This window comes from Methylobacterium durans, assembly GCF_003173715.1.
In the GTDB taxonomy this organism is placed as follows: Bacteria; Pseudomonadota; Alphaproteobacteria; order Rhizobiales; family Beijerinckiaceae; genus Methylobacterium; species Methylobacterium durans.
Window position 1 is genome coordinate 1,432,358 of record NZ_CP029550.1, and the last position, 15,049, is coordinate 1,447,406.

Genomic DNA, 15,049 nt, shown 5'->3' on the forward strand with positions numbered 1-15,049 from the left:
AACTTCATGAGCGAAGTCCAGATAGGTCGCTATCTTGTCTCTTCCTCCCGCGTCGGCGGCCCCTTGCCTGCCCTCATGAACCGACCGAGCAACAGACCAGAGACGACAGAGAGCATGAACCATCGGCCGAGAAATCTGAGCATGTGGCGCTTTCCTGAGGGTGGCGTGATGCAGCAGAGCGCATCGCGTTCCCTGCGCCAAGGTGTGGTCTTTGGGTCCTTCTCCGGTGGGGGAGTGGTCGAGGGGCCGCACGAGTTCGGCTCGTCCCTAGCCACTCCCCTGAAAAGCTGGTTTCGCTTCGCCCCGAAGGTCCCGTGAGCCTGGGCATTCACCCCGCCGACTCGTGCGCGAGACGCAACACTCGCGCCCGAGACGACAGATGCCAGTTGCGGTGACGGCCTACCTCGGCTGCCTTGCCCTGTTCCTGTGGTGCGTCCACGTAGCACCGCTCTTGGTCGTCGCGACGGCTTATCTGGCTTGCTTCGCGGTGTTGCTTGAGTGCATGCACCGCGCTCTGCGAGGAGCCGGAGCCGCTGGGCGTGCCAGGGGCCCCGTAGGCGGCCGAGAGGGTCTGGCGGTTCAGGGTGCGGAAGCGTGGCCGCGCGTCTGTGCGAGGCTCTGGAGCGATCCCAGGGCCATCCCGGTTAAGCCACTGGACTGCTTTGAACATCGGCAGCCCGCGCCCACTCGGAGGTGGCGCAAAACACCGAGAGCCGGCGGCTCCTGACCTCGGAGCGCGGCCGGCAGAACATCAGCGGTCTGACCAGGGTAGCTTCCGGTTCTTGAACACCAGATGGTCAACGGTGTCGGCAATCCGCTCTGCGGCTTCGAGGAACTTCGGTTTGCCCTGGTAGAGGTGACCGAGGGTCTCGGCGATCTTGGCCGCCTCTAGCCGGAGGACCTGCGCCTGATAGTGCAGCATCGTCAGTTGGGACAGCATCTGACGATCCCGTGAGCCAAGATCGATACCCTCTTTGAAGGCCCCGGTCAGCGTCTCGATCTGCACCGCGACGGACGCAAGATCGGCTTGTGCCGCAGTCATGTTTGTCGCCGCGCTATCATCCTTGGGTGGCATATCAGGTCCCGTGGGAAAACTAGATTGCGGCCTATGATATTGTGCGCAATCAGGCCTGTCATGAACCTGGATCAAAATCGCCTGACACCGTAGGCGTATTTCGGGAGCAGACTCGCCCCGAACCGGTCGCCGATGTTGAAGGACTTCAGCGCGTCGCCGAGTAAGCCGCCGCTGAAGGAGCCGCGCTTGCCCAGCTCATCCTTGTAGAGGCAGGCCCGTCGAAGTTTTGCGCAGATATAGTGTCATCGAGCACGGGTATGAGCCGCCTCCTTCCACACCCGAGGAGAAGCTTATGACCTTCGCGCCGGTGCGCACGGTCTCGGATTGGCGCGCGAGTGGCTATCGTGGCTTGCGTATCCTGCGCTGCTCTGAGTGCGGGAGCGGGACCCACCAGACGTGGGGAGAGCTCGAGGCAGAGCCCAACGAAGATGTGGTGGCGGTTGCCCGGCGCGTGCGCTGTCATGGGTGCGAGCAGCCGCCGGCTGGCCTTGCCGTGGCCACCTACCGGGATGCTGATGAGCGATCGTAAAAGCACCGTCGGTACGATAGGCCGCACAGGCTTCGATTTTGTTGCGATGCACTGCGAGCGTGCGTAAATTGCTGCAATGCAATACGCCGAGTTCCCACGGCTGCTCAGCAGCGCCGACCTCTGCGACTCGGCGGCGACGGAGCTGGCCGGCGCGGCCACCCATCTCGAACTGCGAGGTGATGTCGCCGCCGCGCAAGCTCTTCGTGAACATGCCCGCCGGGGCCGGGTGGAAGCCATTCGCCTGCGGGCACGGGCTGTCGGCCTCGCGTGCCTCAGCCGCGGACGAACAGAACAGAGATAGGTCAGTGCCCCGCTACTTCTTCGACGTTCACGACGAGCAATCCGCCACGCGCGACACGGTCGGCACCGAGTGCGCTGATGAGGCTGCGATCGGCGTCATGGCCAATAGGCTGCTGGCTGAGATCGCAGCCAATGAACCCATTACAGCGGGTCAGAGGACGCTCCTTGCGAGCGTGCGAGATGAGGCTGGGCGGGTGATCTACGCGTCCACGCTGAACCTGACCGGCACCCGAGTTCAGGTTCCCGCCAAGGCTCCGCCCACTCACATCATCCTGCAGGTCGCCTGAGCCCCATGGCCGGTGCTTCATGGCACGGCGCTGGCATGGTCCTCATCCCCACCCTGCGGATGGGCGTTTCCTCCATAGACTCGGGCCGCTCTTCGGGGCGGCCCCTCTTTGTGTCGTGTCCGCCGCATACGCAGAATAGGTGATGCGCCAGTAGCCCGGTGCGCTTAAGGCGGGCTTAGCGGTGGGTTGGTCCCCTCACCGCTGCAACCTCCAACTGCTTGCCCCGCTCGCCACACCCCTGCGGCAGCGGGGTTCTTTTTTGCTGCCGGCCTAGTTGGTTCGCTCGACCTCAAGCGACAGGCGCGCTCGGAGGATCACCTTTCCAGTCTGGTCGCGCACCGCGGCGGTGAACACCTGCTGGTCCGTGTCAGGCAGAAACTCGCGGGCGACGCGGCCCAGGATGCTCGTCAGCTTGCCGCGCGCTGCTTCCTCGTCGGGAAGCTCGAACCCTTCGTCGTCACGGAGCAGCCCAGAGCCGTCGTGCAGGTCAATGAAGTAGCGGGGCGTCTTGATCGTGCTGCGTTGGCCGCTGAGCGGATTGGAGGTGACCACGGTTAGCCTCGGAGACCTGTGCGCGCCTCACACGTCGAAGAGCGGCTGCATCCTCGACATCGCGGCTTATGGTTAAGAGGGCGTGAAGGGCCGCCTGCGGATCAGCCAGCTACTCGGTTCGAGCCTGTGCGGGATCGAACTTCCGGCCGCGGTAGATCGACTCCGCGTCGGCCTCATGCCGCATGGCTTTCGGAGGTGACACTTTAGGCTGAGCCTGCGCTCTGCGCTCCTTGCAGCCACTGCAAACCGACCCGAGAGCTTGTTGGCTGCTCTTGTCCATGCGCTCGTCGAACGCGCGTTGCTGGCTATAGGCCTCGGCGTTCTCCGGCGTGATGGCGCCGGTTTCCTCAGCGTGCTCCCGCATTGTCTCGGCGCTCGGCTGCGGGTGAGCCGCACGCGGTTTGGCACAGACAGGAACGCTGATGGCGAGCAGGGCGAGGAGGAAGAGAGGAAGACGCATCGGGCAGCTCCGGATGCCTCTCCTCCTGGCGTACGAATGCAGCAAAACCGAGGACCGCGTTCGGCACTACGCCTACTCGCGCACTAACCCGGCGAGGCTTCCCTTTAACGGCGGCAGTCCAGTCATGCGCCCGCGATGGTACGCTGGGGGTATGCTCCAACGGACAGGACGCGACATGCACGCGACGCATGACTGTTTCGGAAGGCTCTTAGATGCGAAGGCTGAAAAGCCATACCGAAGGCCGCACCACCTCGACGGGGCGAGTCGGGCCTCGGGTTAATCCGGGTAGAAGCCCGCGCCGATCAGCGCCGGCGTCCCATCTACCGTCGTTGACTTAATGTAGCTCCATTTCACAGATGGATATCTCTGACCGGGCTTGGGGAACATGTAATCGACCCAGCCGGAACCACTCGTCCGAGCAACCTCTATAAACTCTTCGACATACCGATTTCCATCGGCATCTTTCTCTTTCAGCCGGATCGTTCCTTCACGAAGTGGAAATTCAACGTTGAGCAAAATCTTACCGTCAAAATCTACAGAAAATAGGTAAAACTCACCGAACCGCCATTCACTGTCGCGCTTTCTGAATTCAGAGAAGACGGCCCTTCCTCTTGCCTCTACGAGTGCCGCAGCCTTGCTGACCAGGGCCTCGATCCGCGCAGCTCTCTCAGCCGTTGTGGGAGGTTGCTGCAGCTCAGCAGAAGTTGCTGCCACCACCATGAGACACGCGAGGAAAGGCAGAGCGTATTTAAGCATGGCACGGCGCCCGCATAGGTCCAGTTTGAAGCCAAGGCGCAGAGCCAGCTGAGGCGCACGTTCAAGGGCCCGGCGGGCTTGGCCGTTGCGCCTCGCTACTGCATTGCTGATCCGAGAGAGACGTCCTGCTCGGCTTCGCTCCTCCTAACCCCGTCATTGGCCGGGATGGCTGCGACCGCGACGGTGAGGAGGAGCATGAACGCGACGGCTCCCAAGACGCCGGTCACCCATTCATGATGACGCCGGAAGGCGTGGATGATGGCGCAGCCGAGCGTGAAGGCAGCGGCCTGAACGATGGGAGGAACGGGCGGCACAGCCATCGGGCGATCCAGAGGATGCAGGGGGCCGGCGCGCCAAGGACTTCCCTTTGCCTGCTGCTGAAAACGCGCCGCCCAGGGAGATGTGCCGCGCGCAAACATCGTCAGGCTTGAGGGCGCCACCCTCTACGGGCAGACGCTGAAGGCGACGCAGTGATTCGCTGTTGCTCTGTCGGCCTGCGCGGCGGCAGGAGCAACCGCCGCATGCAAGGTTGGCGGGCTAGCCAGAACGATGGACTAGAACGCGTCGTGGCGCTCGCCGGCTCCGGGGTTGGCCTTGATCGTCATCTCTCGGATGTCGAGCGGCGTGTAGTGAGCCGCCTTCGAGGCTGGCGGAGCGGTCAGCATGGTGGCCCAGAACGCGCCAGCGGCCAGCACAAAGGCTGCGGCGAACATGATGATCCCGCGCATCTATCACTCCCCTGTCGGAGGAGTGGGCAGAGTACACCGATTCGCTTTATTGTCATGATCAAATATTAGGCTCATTGAGGCTCGCCGGCGTCTCAACAGGCGCCGAGAGACAACCCTCCTAGATTGTGAAACGCACGATCTACTATTGTTCCGCGCTTCCTAGAGTGTGGCGTGCGATTTTGACAACTGCTCTAGGTTGAGGTCTGTAGGCGGATGCGCATTATAGGAATATAAACCTTTAGCCTATTGCTGGCCCACGCTGAAGGCGTCGAACCGCTGCCCAGCACAGCTCCGCTCAGGCAACGCTGCCCGTCAAGAGCAGAATGTTCGTTGAAGTCTACCCTAGTGGATAGAACGACTATCCGGTGACAGAGCCATGGTCCGTTTTGGGTGGTCCGAAAGGCGCCGGTCCATTTTTAACGGTGTGTCAGACCGAGTCTTTCCGCTGTGCCGCTCAACGGAGAAGTCAAACCTCACGTGTGAGCGTCCGACCGCATCAAGGAACTTAACCATAGTTCAATCAGAGCACGGCAAAATCTGAATGGAGACCGGCATTAGCTGCGCAAGCAGATCCTTGTTGGTCTGACGGTGCCGCCGCAACGCCAATGAAAGCGAGCGCAAACCGTCAGCGTCTTCAGTTAACGCAAGGAATTCTGCGGTGAAGTTCTCATTATCAATCAGCAAACAGCTTATCATAGGATTTGGATTTCTGATCGCTTCCATCGTCGCCGTGGCGATAGCTGGAACACATGGCATTAGCGTACTCTCGCAAGCCAATCAGGAAATAGGCCGCAACAGCTTGCCGAGTATCCGGTACACAAGTGAGCTGCGCGGGAACGTCATCGACGTGCGCGTGAGCGTGCTCAACCACATCATCTACCCCGATGCTGCTAAGATGCAGGCAGAAGAGAAGGCACTTGCAGCCAAAACAGATCTGGTTGCTCGCGCTGTGCGGTCATACCAACCCTTCATCAGCCTGCCGGGAGAAGTTGAGCTCTTCGACAAGTTCCAGGCAGAGTGGGCAGCGTACCTCGCTGCGGTGCAACCCGTGCTGGCGCACTCGCGGGAGGGCCGCAAGGATGTGGCGCTCGCTGAGAACCTGACCCAGGTTCGGCCGCACATCAAAGCCGCTGCCGAGGCGATGGATGCCCTCATCACCATGAACAATCAGGCTGGCGACGCTGCTGTCGTGCAGGGTGAGCAGTCAGCCCAGACCATCAAACTCGTGATGATCGGCATCGGCGGCGCGGCTGTCGTGCTGGCGCTTGGTCTCACAGCGTTCATCCTCCACGGCATCTCGCGTGGGATCAGTTCGGTGGTGCAGCCGATGCAGGCGCTCGCAAGTGGCGACCTGAGTGCCAGCGTTCCGCATCAGGGCGAGGCCACTGAGATCGGCCGGATTGCCGATGCCGTACAGGTGTTCAAGGCTGGCCTCATCCGCGCTCGTGCTCTGGAGGAGGAGACAGCCTTGGCGCGTGCCTCAGCCGAGGAGCAGCGCAAAGCCGGCATGCGGCAGATGGCCGACAGCTTCGAGCAGGCGGTGGGCGGTATCGTCGGCATGGTCTCGTCGTCCGCAACCGAGCTGCAGGCGACTGCTCAGACGATGACGGCTACGGCATCGGAGACAGCCAGCCAGTCCACAACGGTCGCGGCTGCGGCTGAGGAAGCTGCGGCCAACGTCCACACAGTTGCTGCGGCTGCCGAGGAGCTGGGCGCGTCCGTGCAGGAGATCGGTCGGCAGGTGTCTGGCTCGACGGATCTGGCGCAGCGAGCCATGAGTGAGGCGGATCAGACGGCCACGCTCGTGCAGGAGCTCAGCGGTGCGGTAGCCAAGATCGGCGACGTGGTCGGCCTGATCTCCAGCATCGCCAGCCAGACGAACTTGCTTGCACTGAACGCCACCATTGAGGCAGCTCGCGCCGGTGAGGCGGGCCGCGGCTTCGCCGTGGTAGCCGCTGAGGTGAAGGAGCTGGCCAGCCAGACGGCACGCGCAACAGAGGAGATCTCTGGCCAGATTGGCCAGATCCAGGGCGCGACGGGTCAGGCAGTCAGCGCGATCAGCTCGATCACGGCACGCATCCGCGAGATCAATGCGGTGGCCACGACGATTGCGGCGGCTGTCGAGGAGCAGGGTGCAGCCACCCAAGAGATCGTGCGCAACGTGGCCCAGGCGTCCACTGGCACGTCTGAGGTGACGAGCAACATCGCCGGCGTCGCACGTGCGTCCGAGGACACGGGTGCGGCTGCCTCTCAGGTTCTCGCGTCTGCCTCCGAGTTGTCGCGCCAGTCCGAGCACCTCTCAGCCGAGGTCACGCGCTTCCTCAGCACCGTGCGTGCGGCCTGACGCAAGCAAAAGGCGAGATGGTGACAAGGGTCGCCGGCGAGGCGGCCCTTTGCTGTTCATCTACCACCTGTCTTGTGTGGCGCTTCCATCGAGCGTGAGGTCAGCGTTCCGTAACATCCAATCCGCGAGGGCTTTGAACCGCTCCGGGATTTTCGGAGGCTCCAACTCTTGAGAGACTGGAGCCATGACGAAGCATACTCCACCCTTCTCCCCTGAGGTTCGCGAGCGGGCAGTCCGGCTGGTTCGGGAGCATGAGAGCGAGCACGGTTCACAGTGGGCGGCGATCCAATCGATCGCGGCCAAGATCGGCTGCTCGGGTGAGACGCTGCGGAACTGGGTCAGACAGGCCGAACGCGACGGCGGCGTACGAGCCGGGCCGACCACGGACGAGCGCGAGAGGATCAAGGCGCTGGAGCAGGAGAACCGCGAGCTTCGGCAAGCCAACGAGATCCTGAGGAAGGCGTCGGCGTATTTTGCTCAGGCGGAGCTCGACCGCCGGTCCCGGTCATGATCGCCTTCATCGACGATCATCGCGCCACCTACGGGGTCGAGCCGATCTGCAGGGTTCTGCCGATCGCCCCGTCGACGTACCACGCTCATGCCGCGCGGCGGGCCGATCGCGGCAGACTGCCGGCTCGAGCCAAGCGGGATGCCGTGCTCATGGCCGAGATCCGGCGCGTTCACGCGGCGAACTTCGGCGTCTACGGCGTGCGCAAGGTGTGGCGGCAACTCGCCCGCGAGGGGATCGCGGTGGCGCGCTGCACGGTGGCGCGGCTGATGCGGGCGATAGGACTGCAGGGCGTCGTCCGCGGACGCAGAGTTCGCACGACCATTCCCGATCCGGCTGCCTTCTGCCCGCTCGACCGGGTCAACAGACAGTTCAAGGCCGAATGCCCGAACAGGCTGTGGGTAGCGGATTTCACCTACATCGCCACCTGGGGCGGCTTCGTCTATGCGGCTTTCGTGATCGACGTCTTCGCCCGCCGGATCGTGGGCTGGCGTGTGTCGCGCTCAGCCCGGGCAGACTTCGTGCTCGATGCCCTGGAGCAGGCCCTTCATCAACGTCGGCCCTTCGCCAGCAGCGGGCTCGTCTGTCACTCAGATCGCGGATCGCAGTATGTGAGCATCCGCTACACCGAGCGCCTGGCCGAGGCCGGCATCGAACCGTCTGTCGGCAGTGTTGGCGATAGCTACGATAACGCCCTCGCTGAGACGGTGATCGGCCTGTTCAAGGCCGAAGTGATCCATCGGCGTGGGCCGTGGCGATCCTTCGAGGCGGTCGAGTACGCCACGCTCGAGTGGGTCGATTGGTTCAATCACCGTCGGCTGCTTGAACCGATCGGCAACGTGCCTCCCGCCGAGGCGGAAGCGCGCTACTATGCAGAGGTCGAGGTTCAAGCCTTGGCCGCCTGATCCAAACCAAACAGCCTCCGGGAAACCCGGTGCGGTTCACTTCGCAGGTTGGGCGATCGGGTGCCAACCTTATCCCGCAAGATGACACCAACCGGGATGGCCGCTGCCGAGGCTTTCTTTGTCCCGATTTGGATCGGTTTGTGAGCTCCGCCGTTGCTAAGCTTGTACGCTGGCCGCTTGGCCCGGCCGACGAGTGGTCGATGGAACGGACCTATGATGCCCGACACGCGCTTTCAGGTGACGCTCGAGACCCGTGACGGCCGGCGCGTCCTGTCCGCGCCGGCGGAGGGCGAAGTCGCACTGATGGCGGAGTCCGTCATGCGCCACTACGAGGGGCACACACTCACCGTTGGCTTCTGTGTCGACTGCGCGGACCGGGAGGCGGGCCGTCGCATTGCCTTCTACCTCGCGGACCTCGCCCTCGAACTCGACCCTGCCTGACGTGGGACTGCGGCAAGGCCGCGTGATCGCTCGACAGGCATGAGGGCACCTGGCGGTCTGGCTCACTGCTCCCGACATGCGCTGTACGCCGCCCCATCACCCGTTCGTGCTCGACATTCGGCAGGTTCGGCACGTGCCCGACCGCTTCACCTATGCGGTGAGCCGGCCGGGGGAGATGAAGGCCTATTCCCTGCACACGTACGCGACCTTCGAGGCAGCACGACAGGCCGGCAAAGCGGCGCTCGATGCCACGATTGCGGAGTGGAGACGGCGCCAGCGCGGCAGGCAGCTGGCCTGAGGCGCCGGCTTCCTTCGTTCATCATCCGCAGTTCTCCGCCTTGGAGCCTATCAGGTCGTGGCGGCTGTCCGCGCGACCCTCGGGCAACACCAGAAGTGTGGAGCATTCCAGGCGCCGGCTGGGCTCGTGCTGCAGCTGGGGACGTCCTAGGGTTGGGCGCTTTCACCCTCTCACGCGCGGTCTCAACAGCGTCCTCCAACAGGGGCCGCGCCATGACGGGCAACCGCCCGGCTTCGGCTGGAGCTATGCTTCGCCTGGCGCTTGCCTGACGCAGCCAGTCTTGCTCGCACCCGTGCGGTTTCCGACACACCGGCTGTCACAGGTGCCGCGGTCGTTCGGTTCGTGCGAAGCTTAGCCGCGAGGGACCCCAGCCCTCACCTCAACCTTCCCTCAGCCCCGCTCGCCCCACCCCCTTGGCGCAGCGGGGCTCTCTCCACACGCAGAGTTATGCACCCGCTTCAGCTCGGTTTGAGTGTGCCCTCCTCGAACCTGAGCCATGAAGCCGCTCCTGGACTGAGCGTTATGGAGCGTGGATCATCGTGGTGTTAAGGAACGATCTGCCGCAGATCGTCCGCGCCCCGCACCTGCGCCGAGTGTGGCTCAGCTGCATCGCTCCCGGATATCGGATGCCTCCAGAGGTGAGGCACCTTGCAAGTGCCGCCACGAGGGGCTCCATTGAACGGCGAGCTTTCCTGGTTGGTCCTAGGAATTGACTACAATCCACCTCCGCCCCCGCCAGCCCCTCGGCTCGCGGGGTTTTTCTTTCCGGAAGCTGACGCCTCAATGTGGCTCTGATGCCGCATGTAAGACCAAAATGCGGTCTCAGCTGAGCGCGCCACAGCTTCCCGCTTAGCTATCCGTCGGGTGTTGTGCTTCCGCACTATGCACCCGCCAGCAACAGGCGTTCTCCTCGGCTTTATCTCCATAGTAGAGAGGGCCAAGGACCAGATGATCAGAAAGCTTCTTCTCGCCAGCACGGCCACCGCTCTGCTGACCGGCGCCGCCTCGGCCGCCGACCTGCCGCGTCGCGCTGCTCCCCCGCCGGTGTTCACGCCGATCCCGGTCTTCACCTGGACGGGCTTCTACGCCGGTTTCAACGCTGGCTACGCGTTCGACGCCAGCTCGCGCAACACTGGCCCCTTCGTCGTGAACCTGCCCGCCGGCAGCCCACTCGTCGTCGGGCCGTTTGCTCCCTCGCAGGTCGCGTTCGGCGGCCGCAACTCTCTCGACGGCTTCTCGGGCGGTGGTCAGATCGGCTACAACTACCAGTTCACGCCGGGCTCGGGAGTGGTGGTCGGCATCGAGGCTGACGCGCAGTACGTCGACTTCGGCCGCAACCGCAACCGCTTCCTGCTGACTCCCGGCTTCGCGCCGGCTCCCAACGTCCAGTTCGTCAACCCGATCGGCTTGGCCAGCCTCGACTTCTTCGGCACGGTGCGCGGCCGCATCGGCTATGCCTGGGATCGCACGCTGATCTACGGCACCGGCGGCTTCGCCTACGGCTCGGGCAGCGACGAGACCCGCTTCGGCGGCTTCCGCGGCAACGACGACTTCCGCACCGGCTGGACCGCCGGCGGTGGCATCGAGTACGCGCTGTCGGCCGACAGCTGGCTGAACTTCTTCCGCGCTTCGGCCGTGACGTTCCGGGTGGAAGGTCTGTACGTGAACCTGGAGCGCAACAACCGCAACAACGGCGTGTTCGCGTTCAACACTGTGACCGGTGTGCCCGTCCTGGCGCCTGGCTTCGTCGCGCGCAACAACCCGCTAGAGTTCGCGGTGGTGCGGGCTGGCGTGAACTACAAGTTCGGCACGTACTAACCTCGACAACGACGCAGTTTGGCCGAGCGCCCCCAGCGTCCGATCACCTGGCCGCTTCGTCAAACGGCGCCTCGGGAGAGATCCCGGGGCGCTTTTTTTGTGGGCAGCAAACCCGAGATCCCCAGGACGGTTCAACCCGAAGCTGTCTTCTCGACCGGTACAGGAGAGCTTGCCCGGACGGAACGTCCCAAGGCCTTTTCAGGAGTGGAGACGCGCCGACGTTTCAAGCCAACGCAGTCTGGCGGGCGCCGGGATCGGGTACTCAGCATGCTTTGAGACGGTGAGGTTCCGACCCCGCAGTTTGGTGGGAGCAGCGTACTTCAACTGTACAGTTCCTATATGAAAATCTTCCTCGTCGCGATCGGCACGCACGGAGACGTGCTGCCGATCATCGCCCTCGCCAGCGCCCTGAAGGGCCGAGGCCACGCCGTCGCGCTGGCGGCGCCGGCGCCCTTCGCCCCCCTCGCCGAGCGCGCGGGCATCCCGTTCCACGGGCTCGGGACGGAGGCCGCGTTTGCCCGCTTCACAGCCGAGCCCGACCTGTGGCGGCCCTGGCGCGGGGTGGAGCCGCTGTTCTCCTACGTCTCCGACCTGACGGAGCCGACCTACCGCTGGCTCGCCGCCCAAGCGCGGCCGGAGGCCGGGATCGTCGTGGCCTCGACGCTGAGCCTCGGCGCGCGGGTGGCGCAGGAGCGGCTCGGGCTCAAGCTTGCGACCGTGCATGTGATGCCGTTCTTCATCGAGAGCCGGCTCGACGCCCCCGCCTGCCAGGCCTGCCGCTGCCGCGCGTCCTGCCCTCGCGCTTCCGGCACTGGGTCGGGCTCGGGGCGGACAAGTACGTGATCGGCCCCGCCGCGCTGCCGCGCCTCAACGCCTTCCGCGCTGAGCTTGGCCTCGGGCCGGTGCGGCGCCTGCGCTACTGGTGGAATCTCGCGCCGCACCTGATCCTGATGTTTCCGGAGTGGTTCTCGCCGCCCCAGGCCGATTGGCCGGAGCAGGCCGTGCAGGTCGGCTTCCCGATCGCCGATCGTTTCGGCGACACCGACCGGCTCGATCCAGACCTCGAAGCGTTTCTCGATGCGGGCGCGCCGCCCCTCGTCTTCACCTACGGCTCGGCGATGCGGCAGGGACGCGCCTTCTTCACGACCGCGGTCGCCCTGTGCCGCCGCCTGGGCCGGCGCGGCGTGCTGCTGGCGCCGCAGGGCGGTCAGGCGCCGGCTGACCTGCCGCCCGAGATCCTTCACCGGCCCTACGCCCCCTTGAGCGCGCTGCTGCCGCGCGCGGCCGCGCTCGTCCATCACGGCGGCATCGGCACCGTGGCGCAGGCTCTGGCCGCCGGCGTGCCGCAAATGATCGTGCCGGTGGCCTTCGACCATTTCGACGAGGGCTCGCGCGTGCGGCGCCTCGGTCTCGGCACGGTGATGAGCCAGCGTGCCTTCACGCCGTCCCGGGCGGCGCGGCGCTTGGCGAGGCTCCTCGCGTCCGACACGGCCGCGCAGGCCTGTGCCGAGGCGAGGCGGCGGATGGCGGGCGAGGACGGCGTCTTGCACGCCTGCGTGGCGATCGAGCGGATTGGCGAGACGTCCGGGTCAGCCTCGGCGTAGCGCCACTGCGGCCGCGCACAAGGGCAGTTCCATGAGCCCAATCTGACGCGCGTGAAGGTGCAGGGACATCGCGTAAGGCGCGTTTATGGAATGCGGTAGCTTCCTGAGCCGAACAGGAGGCTGTTGTCGTTCAGACGCGGTGCTCCATAACAGGCCTCCATGAAAACCGCAGCAGAATATAGAAAACACGCCAAAGAATGCCGGGCCCTCGCCAAGCAGATGCCCGAGGGGGAGCAGCGCAACCAGCTTCTGGAGATGGCCCGGACCTGGGACATTCTGGGCTTGGAGCGGGAGAGGCTGGTCCGCATCCATCCCGAACTCGACACGTCCAAATCCTCGGCCCAAAGCCCCCCGAAATAGCGGCTGGCAGGCGGGTATGCGCACGATTTATCGCGCTGGGGCTTCGGACGGCGATAGCCCAGCAGGGCACCCGGTAGAGGGCGCCCATTGCCCAGGCAACTCGGTTGTGCAAAATTGATCTTGCGATGCGGCGGAGACTTCTGCCGTGTTCGCAGCGGGCTGGGCGGTAGAGAGGGGCTGTCGTCTGGCCCGTTCGCACGCTTTAACTTGCATTAGTGCCTATGAGGCGTTCTATTCCGGCGCCCCGGCACATGCTGGTGTGCGGCCGCCGATGGGTGACGGCTCCCCCTCAACCGATTGCCCGCCGGCGGTCCGAGCGTCAAACTGAAGGCGCCGGCCGCGCCCCCGTTCGGAGGGGCCGCCGGCATTCGGTGTTCCGCGCTATCACCGAATGGGTGAGCCCCCTGTGCGCTCAGCAGACTGCCCAGGATCCTAGGGAAAAGGACAGCGGTGTCTTTCACCTCGAAGGCGCCGACCGCAGGCCATAGCTCGCAACAGCCATTCGCCAACTGGGCGTTATGGAAGCTTTGGTTCTCAGCGGACGTTCAAAGCTGCTGCGCTGCGCGAGTAGAGCCTGCCTGTTAACTCACGTCCCCTACCATCTGCCGCCGCAACGCCAGGGAAGGCCGGCGACAGGTTTATCATGATGCTGTGCAGCAGGCTGAACAAAAGGGTTCGTTGTCGAGCGACACTGCAGCCCATACCTCGTGTCGGAAAGCAGTTCACGAATGATCGCCGCGGAGCCGTCGCCGTCATCTTCGGGTTGAGCGCCACCGTGCTGCTCGGCATGGCGGGCGGCGCCAGCGACTACGCACGGCTCGTTCACCGTCGCACCCAGCTACAGAGCGCCGTCGATGCCGGAACGCTGGCCGGCGGCAACGCCCTGAAGCTCGCAGCCTCGAACCCCGCCAGCATCGCTGGCCTCACCGAGCAGACCATCCGCGACGCCGCCCAGGCCTCCGCAAGTCAGCCGTTGACGGTCAAGGTCACGGTCGCCGACGACAAGACCAGCGTCTTCGCGCGGGCCGAGGAGACGATCCGGTTCACCTTCGGTGCGTTTGTGGGCATCCGCTCCACCACCGTTGCGGCGCAGGCTCGCGCCAACGTGGTCGGCCGCATGAGGCTGTGCATGCTGACGCTCGATCCCGGCGCGCCCGGCACCTTCGCGCTGCAGAAGAATGCCCAGGTCACGGCCAACAGCTGCTCGCTGTACTCGAACTCCAAGAACACCAAGGGCATGGTCGGCAAGGACAATGCCTTGGCTCGCGCCGACATCATCTGCTCGGCCGGCGGCTTCGACGGAGCGAAGGCCAACTTCGCGCCCAACCCGCAGACCGACTGTCCTGCTATCGAGGATCCGCTCAAGAACACCGGCCAGCCCAGCCTCGGCGACTGCGTGCAATTGCCCGCCTCCGCGCGCAAGGACGGCAAGCTCCGCCTCGGCGAGAACAAGGTCGACACGACCTTCACCCTGGAGCCGGGCACCTATTGCGGCGGCCTGCAGATCGCCGGCTCGGCGGTCGCGACGCTGAAGGCCGGCATCTACGTCATGAAGAACGGACCGCTGATCGTGAAGGACAACGCCACCCTGTCGGGCGTGGACGTCGGCTTCTTCTTCACCGGCGACAAGGGCGGCCTGCTCTTCGACAAGAAGACCACCATCAGCCTCGCGGCACCGACCACGGGTGTGATGGCGGGTCTGCTGATGTCGGAGCAGCGGTCGGTCAACTCACCGCTCGACCCGGTTCTGGAAGCGACTGACATCATCTCGGGCAATTCCATCCCGCCGACACCGCCGCCGCTTGGCATCACGAAGCCGATGCGGACCTACCGCATCATCAGCGACAACGCGCGGACGATGCTCGGCACGATCTACCTGCCGGCCGGACGGCTGGTGATCGACGCGAGCCGGCCGGTCGCGGATCAGTCCGCCTACACCGTCATCGTCGCGCAGCAGGTCAACCTCTACGAGGGGCCGAACCTCTATCTCAACGCGAACTACGACGCCACGAGCGTTCCCGTGCCGAAGGGCGTCGGCCCCCTCTCCGGCAAGCTCATGCTGACCCAATGAGTGCGGGCGGTGT

15 protein-coding genes and 1 other annotated feature are annotated in these 15,049 nt (G+C 64.7%); of the genes, 9 read left to right on the plus strand and 6 right to left on the minus strand.

Translation table 11 applies throughout. From position 1 onward, the window contains the following. Positions 1 to 751: 751 nt before the first annotated feature. A complete protein-coding gene (locus DK389_RS06665; RefSeq protein WP_162560537.1) occupies positions 752 to 1,075 on the minus strand; it encodes a hypothetical protein in 324 nt (107 codons plus the stop codon). An 834-nt stretch (positions 1,076 to 1,909) separates the two neighbouring features. Between DK389_RS06665 and DK389_RS06675 the strand changes: the two genes are divergently transcribed. Beyond that, positions 1,910 to 2,191 carry a DUF6894 family protein gene (locus DK389_RS06675; RefSeq protein WP_162560538.1) on the plus strand — a complete coding sequence of 94 codons (282 nt, stop codon included), beginning with the start codon at positions 1,910 to 1,912 and terminating at the stop codon, positions 2,189 to 2,191. A gap of 270 nt (positions 2,192 to 2,461) precedes the next feature. Here the strand turns inward: DK389_RS06675 and DK389_RS06680 are convergent, their stop codons facing one another. The 5 genes from DK389_RS06680 to DK389_RS33350 form a co-directional block, all read right to left on the minus strand. After that, positions 2,462 to 2,743, minus strand: coding sequence for a DUF6894 family protein (locus DK389_RS06680; RefSeq protein WP_236960672.1), 282 nt, complete (start codon positions 2,741 to 2,743; stop codon positions 2,462 to 2,464). Positions 2,744 to 2,852: 109 nt separating this feature from the next. Continuing rightward, positions 2,853 to 3,203 carry a hypothetical protein gene (locus DK389_RS06685; RefSeq protein ID WP_109888292.1) on the minus strand — a complete coding sequence of 117 codons (351 nt, stop codon included), beginning with the start codon at positions 3,201 to 3,203 and terminating at the stop codon, positions 2,853 to 2,855. 276 nt (positions 3,204 to 3,479) lie between these two features. Beyond that, a complete protein-coding gene (locus tag DK389_RS06690) occupies positions 3,480 to 3,959 on the minus strand; it encodes a cache domain-containing protein (RefSeq protein ID WP_109888293.1) in 480 nt (159 codons plus the stop codon). A gap of 95 nt (positions 3,960 to 4,054) precedes the next feature. Then, positions 4,055 to 4,279, minus strand: coding sequence for a hypothetical protein (locus DK389_RS06695; protein WP_109888295.1), 225 nt, complete (start codon positions 4,277 to 4,279; stop codon positions 4,055 to 4,057). A gap of 234 nt (positions 4,280 to 4,513) precedes the next feature. After that, positions 4,514 to 4,687, minus strand: a complete 174-nt coding sequence (locus DK389_RS33350; protein WP_194075169.1) for a hypothetical protein — start codon at positions 4,685 to 4,687, stop codon at positions 4,514 to 4,516. A 658-nt stretch (positions 4,688 to 5,345) separates the two neighbouring features. Here DK389_RS33350 and DK389_RS06700 point away from each other — a divergent pair. From DK389_RS06700 to DK389_RS06730, 8 genes are all read left to right on the plus strand, one after another. After that, a complete protein-coding gene (locus tag DK389_RS06700; RefSeq protein ID WP_109888297.1) occupies positions 5,346 to 7,031 on the plus strand; it encodes a methyl-accepting chemotaxis protein in 1,686 nt (561 codons plus the stop codon). 184 nt (positions 7,032 to 7,215) lie between these two features. Continuing rightward, positions 7,216 to 8,444, plus strand: a protein-coding gene (locus DK389_RS06705; protein ID WP_109888298.1) for an IS3 family transposase whose coding sequence is annotated in 2 segments (ribosomal slippage) — positions 7,216 to 7,504 and positions 7,504 to 8,444 — 1,230 coding nt in all. Because the reading frame shifts where the segments join, the coding sequence is not laid out codon by codon here. Beyond that, positions 7,497 to 7,613: a sequence feature (AL1L pseudoknot), on the plus strand. Its footprint overlaps the gene before it by 117 nt. A gap of 213 nt (positions 8,445 to 8,657) precedes the next feature. Continuing rightward, the gene (locus DK389_RS06710; protein ID WP_236960674.1) at positions 8,658 to 8,885 is read left to right on the plus strand and encodes a hypothetical protein; all 228 of its coding nucleotides are present in this window, start codon (positions 8,658 to 8,660) and stop codon (positions 8,883 to 8,885) included. A 133-nt stretch (positions 8,886 to 9,018) separates the two neighbouring features. Beyond that, complete coding sequence (locus tag DK389_RS06715) at positions 9,019 to 9,183, plus strand: hypothetical protein (RefSeq protein ID WP_162560539.1); 165 nt, start codon at positions 9,019 to 9,021, stop codon at positions 9,181 to 9,183. A 948-nt stretch (positions 9,184 to 10,131) separates the two neighbouring features. Beyond that, the gene (locus DK389_RS06720) at positions 10,132 to 11,001 is read left to right on the plus strand and encodes an outer membrane protein (RefSeq protein WP_109888302.1); all 870 of its coding nucleotides are present in this window, start codon (positions 10,132 to 10,134) and stop codon (positions 10,999 to 11,001) included. 339 nt (positions 11,002 to 11,340) lie between these two features. Further along, positions 11,341 to 11,844, plus strand: a complete 504-nt coding sequence (locus DK389_RS35200) for a glycosyltransferase (RefSeq protein ID WP_335645527.1) — start codon at positions 11,341 to 11,343, stop codon at positions 11,842 to 11,844. Next, positions 11,841 to 12,605 carry a glycosyltransferase gene (locus tag DK389_RS35205; RefSeq protein WP_335645528.1) on the plus strand — a complete coding sequence of 255 codons (765 nt, stop codon included), beginning with the start codon at positions 11,841 to 11,843 and terminating at the stop codon, positions 12,603 to 12,605. Before DK389_RS35200 ends, DK389_RS35205 begins: the two co-directional genes overlap by 4 nt. 1,006 nt (positions 12,606 to 13,611) lie before the next feature. Continuing rightward, positions 13,612 to 15,036, plus strand: coding sequence for a TadE/TadG family type IV pilus assembly protein (locus DK389_RS06730; protein ID WP_109896095.1), 1,425 nt, complete (start codon positions 13,612 to 13,614; stop codon positions 15,034 to 15,036). Positions 15,037 to 15,049 lie beyond the last annotated feature (13 nt).